The following is an 18,310-nucleotide window of genomic DNA, read 5'->3' on the forward strand; positions in this document are numbered from 1 at the left end:
TAAAGTGATCCCTTGAGAGATCACACAGAGATCAAAAGAGATCCCCGGATCGTCTGAGGACTCGCCAGCTGTGACCTGAGAGGTGATCGGTCTTTTCTGTAGCATGTAAAATATTGACTATAGCGTGTATATTCTAATACTGTGATATGCAAAGACATTTACTGCGATATGTATTCCTGTTGACTGAGGTATGCATTCACCTGTTCCCGTGTGGATAACTACTGGAAGAAAAAATGGCGAGTGAAAATAATAAGTTACCTCTGAATCTGCAGGAAGTTGATAAATCAACCGGAGAAGTTGTCAACCTGGATGTCAACAGCACCAGTACCGTACAGCCTGTAGCCCTCATGCGTCTTGGTCTGTTCGTTCCTACGCTGAAATCGACAGGAAAGAGTAAGGCCAACCGTAAAAACGTCACAGACGCGACTGAGGAGCTCGTACAGCTCTCTATTGCCAAGAGTGAAGGGTATACGGATATCAAAATCACAGGATCACGCCTGGATATGGATACTGACTTCAAAGTCTGGCTGGGGATCATTCGATCCATGTCTGAGTATGGCGTAAAAAAAGACTCACTGGAACTTTCGTTCGTTGAGTTCGTCAAGATGTGCGGATTTGACTCCCGACGCTCTAATAAAAAAATGCGTGACCGCATCAGCAACTCGCTGTTCAAGCTCGCGTCGGTGACCCTGAAGTTTCAGAGCGAGACAAAAGGCTGGACGACGCACCTTGTGCAGTCCGCCTACTATGACATTAACGAAGATATCATTGAGATAAAGGCTGAACCCAAGCTCTTTGAGCTGTATCACATGGACAGAAGGGTGCTACTGCGTCTGAAGGCCATTGATGCCCTCCAGAGAAAAGAATCCGCTCAGGCGCTTTATACATACATTGAGAGCCTGCCGCAGAACCCGGTCCCTATCTCCATGAAGCGTATGCGGGACAGGCTGAACCTGACATCAAACGTCTACACGCAGAACCATACTGTCCGTAAAGCGATGGAACAACTCAAGGATATCGGGTATCTGGATTACACGGAATTCAAACGCGGACGTTCAACTTATTTCAGCGTTCATTACCGTAATCCGAAGCTAATCAGCAGCTCTGGCAAGGCGGTTCCCAGGGATGAGGATGAGAAAAAACCTGAACAGAACTACGACGAAGTCATTAAGGCCCTGAAAGCGGCCGGGATCGATCCACAAAAGCTGGCCGAAGCCCTCACAAACATGAAACCAGAAAATTGACTGCGGTATGTAAAAGTTGATTGTGGTGTGAAGCTTCCCGTCTCTTGACTGTGATATGCATCACGCATACCGCAGTCAATATTATCTGATTATTTGCCCGACATTCCCCTCACAGAGCATTGACTGTGTCATGCACCGAACCCGATTTTCATATGAAAAATTGACTGCGGCATGCACATCACTCCGTTGAATACCGCTGTTCTTGACTGAAGTATGTAGCAATGCATACCTCAGTCAATGCTATTCGCGTGAGTAATCACCGGAAGAATGTAGCGACAAGGGCAGGGGAGGAGACCTTACTGGTGAATTTACGTTGCCGGCGGCAGGGAACGCAGGACTGCCGCTGCATCCCGCCCATCACCGGTAAACGGAACCGCCAGGGTGGCCGCCAGCTCCAGCGCAAACACCCGGGTATACACTTCCATCGAGCGTGGATCCTTGTGGCCGGCCAGAGCCTGAATAACTTTCTTCGGCTGCCTGTGGTAAAGCATGTGCATGATGTAGCTGTGTCGAAACGTATGCGGTGTCACCGGAATCGAAAAATGCACCCCGTCAGCTTCGGCCCGTTTCACCGCCTGCTTCAGCCAGTTACGCATGGTTTCATCGGTGACGGCCCACAGTGGTTCGCGCCGGCGGGGACGGGTGGTCACCATCCAGCTTTCCATTTGACGCACAAAATTCCCGTCCGTCAGCGGAACCAGCCGCACTTCATCCTTGGGCGGGCGCCCGCGGCGCGCGCGGACTTTTTCTGACAACACCCGCACAAACGGTCGCAGCCCGTCGAAGTCAAATGACTCCGGGGTGAGCATCCTGGCCTCGCCGATCCGGATGCCGGTATTCCACATGGTTGCAAACAGCATATGGTGGCGCTGATCGGGCATATAGAAGAGGAGGGCGCTCACTTCGGGAGCCAGCAGGTACGCCGGCGTGGCGCCGGTGGAGGTGGCCATCCGCCGGAGTGCGACCGCGGTCGCAAAGTCGACCCCCGGGGCGATCGGCAGCAGGGAGACGCGTTCTGGTGAATTCTGCAGGGGAATGATGTTGTTCATCGACTATTTTTCACGTAGCGCACGCACTGGTTATGAATACAGCTATTCTGGCCTGAATGGCCCGATCCTGCCATCACAATAAATCGCAGCATGCGGATCCTTTTATTGTCTTATCCATCATTATTGCGGGTAAAACCAAATACGTAAAGGATCCTTTCTGGTGTCAGATCCGGCACAAAGCCAGGTGTGACAAGGGTTGCAGGCCATACAGGGCTTTTTGGGAGAAATGGGGTAATGCCAGGACTAACGGAAAGGAACAGAAAGAGATACTGATCGGAAGAGAAAAGGTACTCTACAAGAAATCCAGATCAGGTACACCCGTTAATCCGGGTGGCTCTCTGGTAGCGCAATATCGTTGTCTTTGGGTACCAGTAGAAAATTAAACCGGCATCCTAATACCAGCTAAATAAATGCAAACTCATGCAATAAAGAACAGCCGGTAACGACTGTTCTTTATAAATAAGCTATAGTGTTATATCTTTCTGGATAGCTGGGGTTAATGCTCCTCCTTTAGCCACCTGATCATCACCACCCAATGCATGATAATTTTTAAGAACAATTGTAAGGCTTTCACTGAAGATTTCATAAGGGATTGCAATTTGTGATACGGATGCAAGTTTATTCAAGATATCTGTCTTTGTTTTTAAATATATAATAGCTGCTACCATTGCAACATAATATTTAATGTTGGTAATCATTTTTGCATCCGTTACATCTGGTCCGGCATCGTTTTTAAGGTATGTTTCAGTTGCTTTTATTATTAATATAACTTTCAGATAGGTGTCAATATTAATGTCTAAGCTAAATATTTTCTTATATTCATTATCAGCATTAATTAATGTTGACGGTCTTGCTCGTGCACTATCTGGTCTAAATAATACAATGGTCATCATTGCTTGTGCTAAATAAGCAATGCTAATAATTTTAGATGCTGGCTTACCAAGATTCTTATAATAATTCTTTTTCCTATCGTAATAAAAATCATTCGCCTTGAGGTAGTCCTCAATATTCCTATGTATTTCGTCTGAACTCCTTAATGAAGCTGGGAGAATAGCTGTTTGACTATTCGTTGCACGTATTATTCTATCCCGTGCCTCTTCGTTTTCTTCACATATTATCCTTAACAAAATTGAACGTTTATCATCACTTGTTGAATCTTGAGTTGAAAAATGTCTGTATACTTCATGAGATGTTTGAAGTCCATTAACTATTTGTGGGTCTTCAATTGTTAGTTGTTTACCCGCACTAACTGCTTTTGGCGTGATTATAGTTACCCCATTGTTAAGGTACCAAAAATCGTCAGAATTTAAATTTTGAAGAGTTAATCGAATCCCGGTATTTACCGTAACACTACCTTGATAATCTCTGACATTAGATTCAAATATACTTCTAGCCAAAGCACCATTATCACAAATAAATTCATAATATTTTGGTAATGACACAAGACAAATATAACTTCCAGCCGATGTACTGATAGGTTGCTCTGAAATCTCCAGTGTTCTTGAACTGGCTGGAATATTACGGCTCATTTCAAGTAAAGTCGTGGCGCCAATAAATTGAAAGTCAAATGTGGCACCACTAAATAGTTTATGGACGTCGTCACGCAACTTGTTTGCCTTATCAAGGACATTATGATGAATCTCATTATCCATACCTTGCGTGGCATAGAAAAATTTAATGATAAATGATGGGAATGTTTTTGCAAGTTTTGCATATACATCTCTAAATATAGTTATCCTTTCGATTAATAATGGATTATATCTTTTTTTGAATTTTGATATGTCATTAGAAAGATCAAATAAATCCTGTACAGTTTCGCGAAATTTTATTATAGCATCTTCTTTAAACGTAGGAGATGTTTTTGATTGAATTACAACTAACTCGATATGATTCTTTCTTATTTGTGTATTCAATTCTGTATCTTCTTTTTGCAATTCTCCATTGACAAATGTAAAGATTGAATCAAACCCACCATCACCACCATTTCCAACGATACTATACATAATATCATCATAAGTGATGTCGTAATCTTTTAAAATCTCCGAAGCCGAATATATCTCAAAATGTTCGGCTTCATTTATTTCAATATCAAACTCACTTTTCTTATCTTTGAGAATATGCTCAAGAATAATTTGATCATTTGTCTTTTTTTGCATTGCTGTATAAGTCCTTATAAATCATCAAACCTAAATCATGAAGGATTTACTGCATCCCGAATTTTATTTAAACCACAAAAATAACATTAACATGTTCGACTTTGCAGTTTTACCTTACAAATTATGACTTTTTGTAACAACCCTTACTAACAGTGCTAAATATTAATATAATTTTCATTTCTTGGGTAGTAACTAATCATTGTTAACTTGATAAATAGTGAGCAGATATTCCCAGCAATATAATAATTAGCGTCTATCTAGCCGTTATCCATAAAGCTCATTTGAACACCTCGCTGGCAAAGATCTGACTCTACCGGAAACCGGATCCAGGCTGGAGAGAAGTATTATTGAGATCGAGGCCGTCAAAGTGGTGTAAATTCAGTTGTGGCCTTCCGGTCCGGTAATGTGCCTGTTATGCGCTGAGTGGCAGCGCTTCAAGCACTTCATTCTCTGCAGGCTGGTCTATCTCTGCCATGCTGTGCTGCGGCAGGTAGCGGTTCTGCAACAGCCATTCTTCGTTCCGCTCCGTCAGTACCGCACCATGCAGTCGCATAATGCTCTCTTCGTTGGGGAAGATGCCCACCACGTCTGGACGCCGTTTCACCTCTCTGTTAAGGCGCTTCAGCGTGTTCATTGAGTGGATTTTCACCCGGCGCGCTTTCGAGAAGCCGAAGTACGCCAGCACGTCCGCCTCTGTTTCATCCATCATTTACGTGACCGCCGGTTGCGCTTATCCAACTGGGCTGCAACCTCGCGCAAGGTGGCATGGGCGCTTTTCTCTTCGGTCTGCACGAACACCTGTTGCAGTGCCGCACGGACCACCTACTGGTTTGCCCTGCTGGCGCGGCTCAGCACGTTACGCATGAAGTGGACCCGGCAGCGCTGCCAGTTGGCCGAGAACACCTGCTGTATCGCCGCCTTCAGACCGCTGTGCGAGTCGGAGATACGGCAACAGTGTGATGAGTATCTTTACCTAATTCGGTCATTCTGTCTCCCTGGTTATACGGGTTAACCAGATAACCACGGGGAGCAGGTACCGACATCCACGTTATAGACGGTCCCGACATAAAGTACCTGACCTAGCCCCTATTAGCGGTTACCAGCGCCCCACCAGACTCGGTGACATCACCACCCGGTTAATGGACGACTGGGGGCGGTAATCATGCCGGGCCTGGCTCGCTCCCCTCCATTATAAGGGGTACGAATAAAGTAACGGGGGCTATCCCGGGCGCGTCAGCAAGTCACAATTTGGGATACCTGAATGCCTGAAATTAAATGTTTCCTTTCAGCATGGCCACCGCATCGGGCCCGGGCATCTGAAACTGCACCCTGTGCCTTGCAGCGACATCGAGCGCAAACACTTTCGTATACACCTCCGTCGAACTTACCGACTTGTGGCCCATCAGACTCTGCAATACCTTCAGCGGGATCCCGGCATACAGCATGTGCATCGCATAACTGTGTCTGAACGTGTGCGGTGTGACCGGCACAGAGAATGATACCCCGTCAGCGGCTGCAGTCTCCACAGCTTCATTCAGCCACGTCCGGACCGTCCGATCGGTGATCTCCCAGATGCGGGCCTTCTCCGTTCTGCCGGTGCGTTTGTTGCGTCGCTCGAGCGGAATTTTCAGCGTGGCCACCATCATCTGCAGCTGGCTGACGTACTGGTGATCGGAGAGAGGAACTAAACGGTGAGCCTGACTACCGGCCGGGGCCCGGCCTGCTGTTCTGGCCGCTTTCTCTGTGCGTTGTTTGAGGGTGGCCAGCTGCACGAACGGATACGGTGGCGCCAGAGAAAAATCACCCCGGGTCAGCGCCAGGACTTCGTTAATCCGGGCGCCGGTATTCCACAGGGTGGCCAGCAACATCTTGCGGTGAAGATCAGGCACATAGTGGAGCAGGGCACTCACTTCCGGCGCCAGCAGGTATTTCGGCAGCTCATCCTGGACAAGCGCCATCTGTCGCAGGGCCAGTGCCGCCGGATAGTCGACAGCGATCGGCAGCTGCGATGGCATCACACCAGAGTGTACGCCGGGAATGGCCGGAACAGGTACCGTCATGGCGCGTTCTCTGTCCCCGTAAGGCGTTCAAGCCAGGCAACAGCGGCCACGGCGTAGTTTTCGCCGGCGTCGACGTGGATCTGCCCCTGCTGTTCCAGCTGCCGACCCGTATCAGCCAATCGGTTTTGCAGGGCCAGCAGGCTGTCGGTCATCGAGGCGTACAGGCAGGCCTGATGGATCTGGCGGGTGAAGTCATCAAAGGGCACGGCAACCAGCGCTTTGTCAGGCGTGGGGCGCTGAATACCGTCTTTTTCTGACTGCAGCTGCAGACAGCGTGTCAGCAGTTCAATGGTCTGGTGTGAAACAGAATTGTTGTTATCACTCATATACATATACCTTTATCATTGTAATGGATCGTACGATTTCCGGCCTGACAGGAAACGTGCCGAACAGAATGATCACCGGCAACTGCGCCGCGGCAGAAATTGTGGCGCACTGACCCGAAAAAAGCCGGTATCATGGTATATCACCTTCTCATCAGCGACCTGCGCGGCCTGCGGGCCATTTATCATTCGGTTTTTCTCTTTTCCTGACAGCACTGAATTCCGGAGCTAGGCGAGTGCCGCAGGATAGTAGTCGATTGTCAAATGAAGCCGTGCTTGAGGGTTATGAGATGTATTAGGAGTAAGATTTGTCATAACAACCTATCATTATCCTTGTAATCAGATCCATTTGGCATTTCCTTGGCTCTCCTCTTTTGCAGGACAATTTTGCGCCAATATAATTTGCGCCTACTTCTAAGTCTGCCAAACACTTCCTGCTTACCTCTCAGATGGACAGAATCCGGCAATCCAACTTCTCTGCGTAGTTTGGCGGCCAGAATAAAAGCGAATATGCCCATTTTCAAACAATCAATGGAGAGAGGCACGGATACTATTGGATTTTCATTAACTATCTTCCGTTCTATGCGTAACAACAGATCCGCTTGATATGTTTCAAGTAAGCGGAGCCGGAATATTAGATGTGCTGGCAGGGTCCTCCAGTCGCTGTTAACTACTGAAAGATTCAGAACAGGTGTTTTGTTTTTTTCATGTAATTCATGGATAAGGAAATATTCCAGAGCCACCCAGGCCACAGCATAGCGTTCAAGCAAGAACACCAGTTCAGTAGCGATATAACGACGTTCAGCTGCTGCCTTATCAGCTGCCGCACGTTCTTCCCGCCTGCGTGTGAAACGATGTGTAAGACACACACCACCAAGTGCAGCGCCTGCAGATGAAACCGCCGTGATGATCTGCGGCCACAGGCTGGCGCTGTCCTTCACCACCTTCACGCCTTCAGTCGCAATAAACCAGTCCGCCATGTTTGTTCCTTAATAGAAAAATCCCGCCATCCATTAGGCGACGCTCCTGAGCCAACGATAAAAGATAACCTGTACACTCGAATAATTATCAAAAGTCATACATAGCGATAAAAAAGCTGAAATCTCCAATAGGATGTACATCTATGTCATTGGCATTGTTCGGAAGCGGATAGAACTGTAGTGGTTTACTGAATTTGGCCACCTGAACAGAGGTGATATGCTCATCTCAGAACAATACAGGTGTCCCAATGAAAAAAAGAAATTTCAGCGCAGAGTTTAAACGCGAATCCGCTCAACTGGTCCTTGATCAAAACTACACCGTTGCAGCTGCGGCCAGTGCTATGGACGTGGGGCTTTCTACCATGACGCGATGGGTAAAGCAGTTACGGGATGAACGACAGGGCAAAATACCTAAAGCCTCTCCTATAACCCCGGAACAGATTGAAATACGTGAGTTAAAGAAAAAGCTACAACGCATTGAAATGGAAAACGACATATTAAAAAAGGCTACCGCGCTCTTGATGTCAGACTCCCTGAACAGTTCTCGTTAATCGAGAAACTCAGAGCGCAGTATCCTGTGGTCACACTCTGCCACGTGTTCGGGGTTCATCGCAGCAGCTACAAATACTGGGTGAAAAGCCCCGAAAAGCCAGACGGCAAGCGGGCTGTATTACGTAGTCAGGTTCTGGAGCTGCATAACATTAGCCATGGCTCTGCTGGCGCGAGAAGTATCGCCATCATGGCAACCCTGAGAGGCTTCAGAATGGGACGCTGGCTTGCCGGCAGGCTCATGAAAGAACTGGGACTGGTGAGTTGTCAGCAACCCACCCACCGGTATAAACGTGGTGGCCATCAACACATCGCTATCCCAAATCACCTTGAGCGACAGTTCGCAGTGACAGAGCCTAATCAGGTATGGTGCGGCGATGTGACGTATATCTGGACAGGCAGGCGCTGGGCTTACCTCGCCGTCGTTCTCGATTTGTTCGCCAGGAAACCGGTAGGCTGGGCAATGTCATTCTCACCGGACAGCAAGCTAACCATCAAAGCGCTGGAAATGGCGTGGGAAACCCGAGGTAAACCAGCGGGAGTGATGTTCCACAGTGACCAGGGTAGCCACTACACAAGCAGGCAGTTCCGGCAGTTATTGTGGCGTTACCGGATCAGGCAAAGTATGAGCCGACGTGGAAACTGCTGGGATAACAGCCCGATGGAACGCTTCTTCAGAAGTCTGAAAAACGAGTGGGTGCCAGTGACAGGCTATATAAACTTTAGCGAAGCATCTCATGCGATCACAAACTATATCGTCGGGTATTACAGCTCGCTAAGGCCGCATGACTATAACGGTGGATTACCTCCAAACGAATCGGAAAACCGATACTGGAAAAACTCTAAAACCGTGGCCAGTTTTAGTTGACCACTACAAACCACATTTTTGGATCAGTTGTATCATCCCAGCCACCGCTTCGCGTGTTGTACTCTTTACGCGCTAACTCATGTCCGTTGTAATTAAGGATATAAAGAACAACTCCATTATTGTTGGTCGATTGGTAAATCCATATTGTTGCTACGTTTGAATTAGACAATTTCTGTTGTAGCTGGACATCTGTCATTATATTCAATCCTTCCCATGAAAATAATCACCACCCGTAATCATTCACCCGCCGATAACCCACCTGACTGTCACACTGATGGATTTTCCCCTGTCGTCATCATTTTCAGGCTGATAATAAGCAGCCATATAGCCACGCCGTTAAATTACTGGATGGCGATTTCGCGGTGATCCGACTTTTCTTTAATTCAGAAGTTTCCGGAAGTGTACCACGGTCAGGAAGTAAGTGAAGCACTGTTTTCTGCTGCTGCGCCCCGGGTCACGGGGCAGGGGAGAAACACAACATCTGGTAGCTGCATCAGCTGACAGGCCTACCACATCTTGTGTCAGGGGGCCGCAGCGCGCCGGGGGAAGGAAAGCAGATCCGGAACTGCCTTTTTTCGGATCCCGGATGACAAAACGCATGATATTTCCTGTAAATGCAATTATTCATAACATTTATATTCATATATGTTAAAAGTGCGAAATTAGCATCAGTTGTTGGTTATTATTAAGATTTCAGCAACAAACCGTATCCCACCCGCTTCGTTAAAAAAACCGAAGGTCATCAGAAGCGCTCACTGATCGTTCCGGGCTGAGACGGTGGCAGCGTCACGGGTAATGTCTCTATTTTATTGGTCGTGAGGAAGGCCGGATAATGGCCAAACTAAGAAGCCATAGCATTGGGGGCAGCCTGCTGATCTGGTATGATCGAGCAGAGGCTCATCTCAATGAGCAATCCCCGCAACAAATTTTTTCGGGGTGCAACAGACCCTTTAGTGTCCAGGCCTGAAAAAAAAGAAAGCACGGTCTCTGAGAGACTACGGTCCTTACGCAACCATACCGGTTAGCGAGCTTTATATTTTCATTATGACTATCTGTATAACAGGGGAATGAATGTGATTAAAAAAATATGCGAAGTGATTGATGGAGAGTATGTCTGTGACATTGATATCAGTGTGGAAGAATGGAAAACTTTATTAACAAATGATAAAGTTTTTGACACAAAAAGTATTGCAGCGTTAAAAAAATGGTTTATTGAGCCAAATCATTCCTGCACATGCTTCGATATTGGTAAGAAGTACGACCTGCACAGCATGAGTGCTAATGGAGTCATAAACGGACTGGGTGGCAGAGTTCAAAAAGAACTTGGTAGATTCGAGGTTAAAGGTGTCGGAAATATCGCATCCGGTACAAAATTCATTACCGTAATGAAGAGTAAAGAAATCGGCGGAAAACCCAAAAGAAACTTATGGACAATTCGTGAGGAACTTGTTCAGGCAATTAACGAACTGGATTTTTTTGGTACAACAGAAATGGCCAGCAGTGAGTATTACTCTGACGATGAGTTGATCAATGCCATAGAGAAAAGTAATATCTTTGACAACGTTCAGACGTTTGAATATACAGGGGAAGCCAAACCAAAGAAAAATGCAATAGAAGTAAAAAATGGCCTCTCGTATCCCAGGAGTAAAGGCGTATCCCAAAATGCGCTGAATAAAGCAGGTTACAGATGTGAAGTCGATAGTGACCACCCAACATTCAGAAGGCGAAATTCATCCTTAAATTACACAGAACCTCATCACATTGTACCTATGTCCAGGCAAGATGCTTTTGACACAGCTCTTGATGTTGAAGAAAATATCATATCTCTGTGTTGCAATTGCCATAAACAAATTCACCTTGGTCAGGGTTATGAAGATATGCTGAAAGAAATATACACTGCGCGAAAAAGGTTATTAAAAAAAGTTGGTATTGATATATCACTGGAAAACTTGATTCTTTATTACAAAATGGAAAGTAAGTGAGATTCAAACGAGAGTGATACCTTCGTTTTATTGGTCGGGATGAACAGCAGATGATGTTTCCGGCAAGTATCGGGTCCAGAAACTTTCTGTTAAAAAAGAGGTAAAAGTAGTCTTGAGCCCTGACTGCGAATTGCCATTGCGCATGACCAGAGAACAGGACGAACCCCTGCCAAACCCAGGCATGAGAAACACCTTTAAAACATAGACTTAATTAAAATCAGCAATTCCCATCGAAATAATAAGCAAGCAGAATTGGCTCAGGTGAATTTCACTCGGTGCAGTGCATGCGTTGGGGGGGTTAAAAGGAAAAACCCGAAATGAATCGGGTTTTGATTAATTAACGATTAACAGGTTCCCGTGCCCGGGAACACTCTGACTGTACGCGCAATATATTATTTCCGTAATCATTATTTTTGATTACCAAGCCATTTATTCATCTGCTCAATTTCACCTTTTTGAGCTTTAATGATGTCCTGCGCGAGCTTTCTCATTTCCGGATCTTTTCCGTATTTTAGCTCGGTCTCAGCCATTGCTATTGCCCCTTCATGGTGTGCTACCATGCCTTTCGCAAAAGCCTTGTCGGGATCGGACTCTTTTACAGCGGCCATCATTTTGTCATGCATACCTTTCATGCCGGACATATATTCCTGTGACGATGCCGATGAGGATATATCTGACATTTTCATTTCTGAATGTTCTGCGGAAATCGCTGGCAGGGATAACATCAGTATAACAAAAAGCGAATTTGTGATTTTCATATAATAAACCCTTTCAGATGGTTACCGGATAAGTTTAGCTGAGTCAGACAAAAAAGCCCCCTGAAGGGGGCAAAAAATAACAACATATCAGTATAAGGGACAATCTATCAAGGAAAGGGTAACCGCACGGAAACTTCAGTTGTCATCAGCCCGCATTGATCATGCGGCGGTGTGCATCAGCCATAGCCTGATGGGGGCCGGACTGACCGTTATTCGTAAATTCATGGGCAACAGCTGCTCTTTCATGTTCATTCATCGCCGCAAACGAAGTCGCCGGACGGGAAGCGTTAACGGTGCCAGTTCCCATCATCTTCTGATGACTTTCCGCCATTTTTTTATGTGCATCTGCTGAACCATTGTTCATGGTTTCATGAACAATAATAGCCTGTTCATGCTGATCCATACCGGCCATCCGTGGAGCTGCCCCCTGGATGGCGGCTGGAGTTGAAGAAGACTGCATCTGATGGGCCGGAGCCTGAGCATTATTGACACGCTCATGGATATTTACAGTTTCAGTGGCCCAGGCCGTAGAAATTAAGCTCAAACCTAACACTGATGCTAAGACGATATTTTTCATGGTAACTCTCCATTTCTGAATTAGTGATGTCCGTGAATTTCGATCTGTGTCCTCAGTAGTACAACTGACAACTCTACAGACCTTATTCCGCCGGGATGAGGCTTTAATACAACTCCTGGCTTGTGCTGATGCCGTGTATGGATGAAGTAATAATGCCTTCCTGATAAGTTGCACTAATTATATCGAATGGCTTCTGTTTGCTGCATGACAGGCTAATGACATCTTTGTCATTTAAATCTTTATTCTCAGTACTGGGTTTCCGGAATCATTTTCTCCAGTCTGGGCACGGATAGGATAAAACGAGTTGAACGTACGTCCGATTCCACCTGCACTCTTCCGTGATGTGCTTCCACGATGGACTTCACAATCGCAAGGCCGATGCCGCTGCCTTCTCCTTTTCGTTGTCTGGACGGATCTACCCGATAAAAACGGTCAAACAGCCTTGATAAATGCTCTTCAGGGATTGGTTTCCCCGGATTTTCAATCACAAGGTCAAAAAAGCTCTCCTGCTCTCTTATTGAGACGGTGATTGCCTGTCCCTCCGGGGTATAACGCAGGGCATTGGATAACAGATTATTGATCGCCCTTCTGAACATTTGTGGATCTCCCTCAACCAGGCAGGGCATCCCGTTAAATTTGAGCGTGATATTGCGTTCTTCGGCCCAGGCTTCGAAAAACTCGAAGACTTTCATGACTTCCGCTCTGAGGTCAAACATGACCCTGTCAGGTATCAGCTGATTATTATCTGCCTGTGCCAGGAACAGCATATCGCTGACCATTTTGGTCATCCGGTTATACTCTTCAAGACTGGAATAGAGGACATCCTCAAGTTCCCTCTGTGTTCGATCCTGACTCAGTGCGATTTCAGTCTGCGTCACCAGATTGGTGATGGGCGTTCTGATCTCATGCGCGATATCGGCAGAGAAATTGGCCTGGCGGGTAAAGACATCCTCAATCTTTCCAATCATATGATTGAACGAGATAACCAGTTGCTCCAGCTCAATGGGAACGCGTGTCGGTTCCAGTCGCGCATCAAGATTCTCGGAGGTGATGTTTTTAATGGCATTGCTGACATTACGAAGGGGCAGGTGCCCCTGACGGACAGCGATTCGAATGATCAGAACAATCAACAGGCTTATCACGACGGCAATCGCAATCAGGTTCTTTTTCAGCGCATCGAGGTAATGGAGATGGAAATTAATGGATAGGCCAGTCAGCATGACATAGTTCTGCTGTTTGCCCTGAAATATCGCCTGACCAGAGGAGGCGATAATCCTGTATGTTTCCATCTTCATTTCGGACCCGGTATCCATCGGTCCCGCAGGATCCTCCACCGTCCAGAGAAAGACATCCCGTGCGCGGCTGTGCTCGCTAAAATCTGCTGAATTCACTGCCGGGCGTAGTGCCGCCCCCTGAGTTGAGCTAAAGAGCACTTCACCCCTGGGATTGAGGAGCAAAAGGGCAACGTTGCGGTAGCTGGCAATTGATTCCTTTATTTTGCTTATTTTTTTATCATCCGGATCCACCGGGGACTGCAGTATACGGTTCAGTGTGGTGCTGATTTGTTGAAGATCGCTGACATCCTGCTCGGCAAAATGATTTTCAACAGAATGCAGCATAAACCAGGTGAAGGCGATAAAAGCCAGTATCGTGGACAGGCTGATAAAAAAGGTCAGCCGCAGAGCGAGTGAGAAAGGGCGTCTGGAAGGTTTGCTATGCATCCGGGACCTCCAGCATGTAGCCCACGCCCCGGACTGTCTGGATCAGCTTTGTCTCGTAATCGTTGTCTATTTTAGCGCGGAGTCGCTTTACTGCGACATCGATCGCATTAGTGTCGCTGTCAAAATTCATGTCCCAGACCTGAGAGGCAATCAGGGAGCGGGGAAGAACCTCTCCCTGATGGCGAATGAAGAATTCCAGCAGGCTGAACTCTTTACTGGTGAGCACAATGCGGTTTCCGGCGCGACTGACTTTTCTGGATACGAGATCAATCGAGAGGTCAGCCACCTTAAACTGGCTTTCCGTGATCATCGTGTTTCCCCGCCTCAGAAGGGTTCTCACCCGGGCGAGCAGTTCGGCAAACGCAAAGGGTTTAACCAGATAATCGTCCGCACCCAGTTCCAGTCCTTTGACCCTATGTTCGATCGTGCCGAGGGCTGTCAGCAGTAAGACCGGCATACCCTTTCCGGCAGTGCGCAGCATGCGGATGATATCCCAGCCGTTCACATCAGGTAGCATGATATCCAGAATGACTAAATCATACTCGGCTGTCATGGCGAGATGATATCCGGTAAGACCATTATCAGCGTGATCCACTATGAACCCTGCCTCTGTAAGCCCTTTGCTGAGATATTCACCTGTTTTAATTTCGTCTTCGACGATCAATATTTTCATCTTGCTCCCCGGCTGGCTGCTAATGTCATTCTATTGCGCCCACGATCGTTATCAACGGATTACAGCAAAAATGACAACATTGTCATTATCCTGTCACCCGGCAAACAGAGAGCGTTAGGTAAAGTACCCCTATCAATACTCTGGACTTCATTTGAACCATTTACCAGGTCTGCCTGGACGAGAAGCGTTATGTTCAAATTAAAATTACTCAGCATTAGCACGATATTCATCCTGGCAGGCTGCGTGTCGCTTGCGCCTGAATATCAGCGGCCCGCAGCACCGGTACCCCAGCAGTTTTCACTGTCCCATAACAGCCTGACGCCAGCGGTAAATGGCTATCAGGATACGGGCTGGCGTAACTTTTTTGTCGATCCCCAGGTTACCCGGTTGATCGGTGAAGCTCTGACTAATAACCGTGATTTGAGAATGGCTGCCCTGAAGGTTGAAGAGGCCCGAGCCCAGTTCAACGTCACGGATGCAGATCGTTATCCCCAGCTGAATGCCTCATCCGGGATAACATACAGCGGTGGTCTGAAAGGTGACAAGCCGACCACACAGGAGTACGACGCGAGACTGGAGCTCAGCTATGAGCTCGATTTTTTCGGCAAACTTAAGAACATGAGTGATGCTGACCGCCAGAACTACTTTGCCAGCGAAGAAGCCCGTCGGGCCGTACACATCCTGCTGGTCTCCAACGTTTCACAGAGCTATTTCAGCCAGCAACTGGCGTACGAACAACTCCGTATTGCGCGGGAAACGCTGAAAAATTATGAACAGTCCTATGCTTTCGTTGAGCAACAGCTCGTGACCGGGAGTACGAACGTTCTGGCACTTGAACAGGCGAGAGGACAAATCGAAAGTACCCGCGCCGAAATAGCCAAACGAGAAGGCGATCTGGCTCAGGCAAACAATGCCCTGCAACTGGTGCTGGGAACGTACCGCGCACTTCCGTCAGAAAAAGGGATGAAAGGCGGGGAGATCGCACCAGTAAAATTGCCACCAAATCTATCTTCACAAATTTTGCTGCAGCGACCGGATATTATGGAAGCGGAATATCAGCTGAAAGCGGCTGATGCCAATATTGGCGCAGCGCGAGCGGCCTTTTTCCCCTCCATTACCCTGACCAGTGGTCTTTCCGCAAGCAGTACGGAGCTGTCAAGCCTGTTTACGTCAGGAAGTGGAATGTGGAATTTTATCCCTAAAATTGAAATTCCTATTTTTAATGCTGGCAGGAATAAAGCCAATCTGAAGCTGGCTGAAATTCGCCAGCAACAATCGGTGGTTAATTACGAACAAAAAATTCAGTCAGCCTTTAAGGATGTTTCCGACACGCTTGCGCTGCGCGACAGCCTTAGCCAGCAACTTGAGTCACAGCAGCGTTATCTTGATTCACTTCAGATAACTCTCCAGCGTGCCAGAGGATTATATGCAAGTGGTGCTGTCAGTTACATCGAAGTGCTGGATGCAGAACGTTCCCTCTTCGCTACGCAGCAAACCATTCTCGATCTTACCTATTCCCGACAGGTTAACGAAATTAATCTGTTTACCGCGCTGGGTGGCGGTTGGGTAGAGTAAATTTATTTAATTAATCAGGAAATTAAAAATGCGTAATTCACTTAAAGCCGTTTTATTTGGTGCCTTCTCTGTCATGTTTTCTGCCGGTCTTCATGCTGAAACACATCAGCATGGCGATATGAATGCTGCCAGTGATGCTTCGGTACAGCAGGTTATCAAGGGCACCGGTGTCGTTAAAGACATTGATATGAATAGTAAAAAGATTACCATTTCGCACGAAGCAATCCCTGCTGTGGGCTGGCCTGCAATGACCATGCGCTTCACTTTTGTTAATGCAGACGACGCTATCAATGCCCTGAAAACCGGCAACCATGTCGATTTCTCGTTTATTCAGCAGGGCAATATCTCCTTACTCAAAAGCATTAACGTTACGCAATCCTGATTATCAGTCCGGAGCGAATACATCCAGTGCGCCTGAACATTCATTAAGGGATTACTGTGAATGAATGATCGGGCGCATATGCCAGGTGTTTTGATTTTTCAGCGAGAAATTGTATGGCTTCTTTAAAGATAAAATATGCTGCAATAATTATCAGCAGCCTCATAGCAGGAGGGCTGATATCGGTTACTGCCTGGCAGTATGTAAACTCATCACAAAAAACAGTACAAACCGAACAAAAGGCACCGGAGCGAAAGGTACTTTTCTGGTATGACCCGATGAAACCGGATACCAAATTTGATAAACCCGGAAAATCTCCCTTTATGGATATGGACCTGGTGCCAAAATATGCTGATGAAAGCGGCGATAAAAGCAGTGGCGGGATCCGTATCGATCCAACGCAGGTTCAGAATCTGGGATTAAAAACGCAAAAAGTCACGCGAGGAATGCTGAATTATTCTCAGACAATCCCGGCTAATGTCAGTTACAACGAGTATCAGTTTGTCATTGTGCAGGCGCGCTCTGACGGTTTCGTCGAAAAAGTGTATCCCCTGACGATTGGCGATCATGTGAAGAAAGGCACTCCGCTTATCGATATCACCATTCCTGAATGGGTTGAGGCACAAAGTGAGTTCCTGCTGTTATCCGGTACAGGCGGTACGTCAACCCAGATAAAAGGGGTTCTGGAGCGACTTCGTCTGGCTGGTATGCCGGAAGAGGATATTCAAAGGCTGCGTTCAACCCGCACAATCCAGACCCGTTTTACCATTAAAGCACCTATTGATGGTGTCATTACTGCGTTTGACCTGCGCACCGGAATGAATATTTCGAAAGATAAAGTAGTGGCTCAGATTCAGGGGATGGACCCGGTCTGGATCAGCGCTGCAGTGCCAGAATCTATCGCATATCTGCTGAAAGATACGTCGCAGTTTGAAATTTCGGTACCGGCTTATCCGGATAAAACATTCCATGTCGAAAAATGGAACATTCTTCCCAGCGTGGATCAGACAACCCGTACGCTTCAGGTCCGTCTCCAGGTTTCTAATAAGGATGAGTTTCTCAAGCCGGGCATGAATGCCTATCTGAAACTGAATACCAAGAGCCAGGAGATGCTGCTGATACCAAGCCAGGCCGTTATCGATACCGGCAAAGAACAGCGCGTGATTACTGTTGATGATGAAGGCAAGTTTGTGCCGAAACAGATCCACGTTCTGCATGAATCACAGCAACAGTCCGGCATTGGCTCCGGCCTGAATGAAGGCGATACCGTGGTGGTCAGTGGCCTGTTCCTCATTGACTCCGAAGCCAATATTACGGGCGCGCTGGAACGTATGCGCCACCCTGAAAAAACAGAAAACAGTATGCCAGCAATGTCTGAGCAGCCTGTAAATATGCATTCAGGGCACTGAGGAGACG

Annotated in this window: 16 protein-coding genes and 1 pseudogene; 6 read left to right on the plus strand and 11 right to left on the minus strand. The window is 47.1% G+C overall.

What is annotated here, in order from left to right; all coding sequences use genetic code 11:
* Positions 1–233 precede the first annotated feature (233 nt).
* Positions 234–1,244: a RepB family plasmid replication initiator protein gene (locus tag MC50_RS27590; RefSeq protein WP_032752116.1), complete on the plus strand. Its 1,011-nt coding sequence runs from the start codon at positions 234–236 to the stop codon at positions 1,242–1,244.
* A 308-nt stretch (positions 1,245–1,552) separates the two neighbouring features.
* Here the strand turns inward: MC50_RS27590 and MC50_RS27595 are convergent, their stop codons facing one another.
* The 6 genes and pseudogenes from MC50_RS27595 to MC50_RS27625 form a co-directional block, all read right to left on the minus strand.
* Complete coding sequence (locus MC50_RS27595; RefSeq protein WP_032752117.1) at positions 1,553–2,293, minus strand: tyrosine-type recombinase/integrase; 741 nt, start codon at positions 2,291–2,293, stop codon at positions 1,553–1,555.
* A 464-nt stretch (positions 2,294–2,757) separates the two neighbouring features.
* Positions 2,758–4,449: an AIPR family protein gene (locus MC50_RS27605; RefSeq protein WP_047665743.1), complete on the minus strand. Its 1,692-nt coding sequence runs from the start codon at positions 4,447–4,449 to the stop codon at positions 2,758–2,760.
* A 412-nt stretch (positions 4,450–4,861) separates the two neighbouring features.
* Positions 4,862–5,394 (minus strand): annotated as a pseudogene (locus MC50_RS27610) (transposase); the annotation flags it as partial.
* A 326-nt stretch (positions 5,395–5,720) separates the two neighbouring features.
* Complete coding sequence (locus tag MC50_RS27615; RefSeq protein WP_040118423.1) at positions 5,721–6,464, minus strand: site-specific integrase; 744 nt, start codon at positions 6,462–6,464, stop codon at positions 5,721–5,723.
* Positions 6,465–6,505: 41 nt separating this feature from the next.
* Positions 6,506–6,835: a hypothetical protein gene (locus MC50_RS27620; RefSeq protein ID WP_040118424.1), complete on the minus strand. Its 330-nt coding sequence runs from the start codon at positions 6,833–6,835 to the stop codon at positions 6,506–6,508.
* A 308-nt stretch (positions 6,836–7,143) separates the two neighbouring features.
* A complete protein-coding gene (locus MC50_RS27625; RefSeq protein ID WP_040118425.1) occupies positions 7,144–7,812 on the minus strand; it encodes a hypothetical protein in 669 nt (222 codons plus the stop codon).
* Between the two features lie 248 nt (positions 7,813–8,060).
* Here MC50_RS27625 and MC50_RS27635 point away from each other — a divergent pair.
* Positions 8,061–9,229 (plus strand): IS3 family transposase gene (locus MC50_RS27635; protein WP_098141323.1). Its coding sequence is split into 2 segments (ribosomal slippage): positions 8,061–8,310 and positions 8,310–9,229, totalling 1,170 coding nucleotides; the frame shifts between segments, so codons are not numbered across the junction.
* On the opposite strand, the gene MC50_RS27640 is transcribed toward MC50_RS27635, so the two are convergent.
* A complete protein-coding gene (locus tag MC50_RS27640) occupies positions 9,222–9,425 on the minus strand; it encodes a hypothetical protein (protein ID WP_047665745.1) in 204 nt (67 codons plus the stop codon). The two genes, MC50_RS27635 and MC50_RS27640, sit on opposite strands and share 8 nt — an antisense overlap.
* A gap of 877 nt (positions 9,426–10,302) precedes the next feature.
* Between MC50_RS27640 and MC50_RS27645 the strand changes: the two genes are divergently transcribed.
* Positions 10,303–11,211: an HNH endonuclease gene (locus MC50_RS27645; protein WP_047665749.1), complete on the plus strand. Its 909-nt coding sequence runs from the start codon at positions 10,303–10,305 to the stop codon at positions 11,209–11,211.
* Positions 11,212–11,618: 407 nt separating this feature from the next.
* Here MC50_RS27645 and copM read toward each other — a convergent pair whose 3' ends face one another.
* The 4 genes from copM to silR form a co-directional block, all read right to left on the minus strand.
* Entirely contained in the window at positions 11,619–11,969 is a 351-nt protein-coding gene (gene copM, locus MC50_RS27650) for a CopM family metallochaperone (RefSeq protein ID WP_007871800.1), read from the minus strand.
* Positions 11,970–12,114: 145 nt separating this feature from the next.
* Entirely contained in the window at positions 12,115–12,546 is a 432-nt protein-coding gene (gene silE, locus MC50_RS27655) for a silver-binding protein SilE (protein WP_007374411.1), read from the minus strand.
* Between the two features lie 245 nt (positions 12,547–12,791).
* Positions 12,792–14,267: a copper/silver sensor histidine kinase SilS gene (silS, locus tag MC50_RS27660; RefSeq protein WP_040118426.1), complete on the minus strand. Its 1,476-nt coding sequence runs from the start codon at positions 14,265–14,267 to the stop codon at positions 12,792–12,794.
* The gene (gene silR / locus MC50_RS27665; protein ID WP_004118655.1) at positions 14,260–14,940 is read right to left on the minus strand and encodes a copper/silver response regulator transcription factor SilR; all 681 of its coding nucleotides are present in this window, start codon (positions 14,938–14,940) and stop codon (positions 14,260–14,262) included. The genes silS and silR overlap by 8 nt, the downstream gene beginning before the upstream one ends.
* A 189-nt stretch (positions 14,941–15,129) precedes the next feature.
* Between silR and silC the strand changes: the two genes are divergently transcribed.
* The 3 genes from silC to silB all read left to right on the plus strand — a co-directional run bounded on the left by silC (position 15,130) and on the right by silB (position 18,303).
* On the plus strand, positions 15,130–16,515 hold the full coding sequence (silC, locus tag MC50_RS27670) for a Cu(+)/Ag(+) efflux RND transporter outer membrane channel SilC (RefSeq protein WP_000475503.1): 1,386 nt from the start codon (positions 15,130–15,132) through the stop codon (positions 16,513–16,515).
* A gap of 28 nt (positions 16,516–16,543) precedes the next feature.
* A complete protein-coding gene (cusF, locus tag MC50_RS27675; protein WP_001246153.1) occupies positions 16,544–16,897 on the plus strand; it encodes a cation efflux system protein CusF in 354 nt (117 codons plus the stop codon).
* Between the two features lie 113 nt (positions 16,898–17,010).
* On the plus strand, positions 17,011–18,303 hold the full coding sequence (gene silB, locus MC50_RS27680) for a Cu(+)/Ag(+) efflux RND transporter periplasmic adaptor subunit SilB (RefSeq protein WP_001485328.1): 1,293 nt from the start codon (positions 17,011–17,013) through the stop codon (positions 18,301–18,303).
* Positions 18,304–18,310 lie beyond the last annotated feature (7 nt).

Source organism: Klebsiella planticola (genome assembly GCF_000783935.2).
Taxonomy (GTDB): Bacteria; Pseudomonadota; Gammaproteobacteria; order Enterobacterales; family Enterobacteriaceae; genus Klebsiella; species Klebsiella planticola.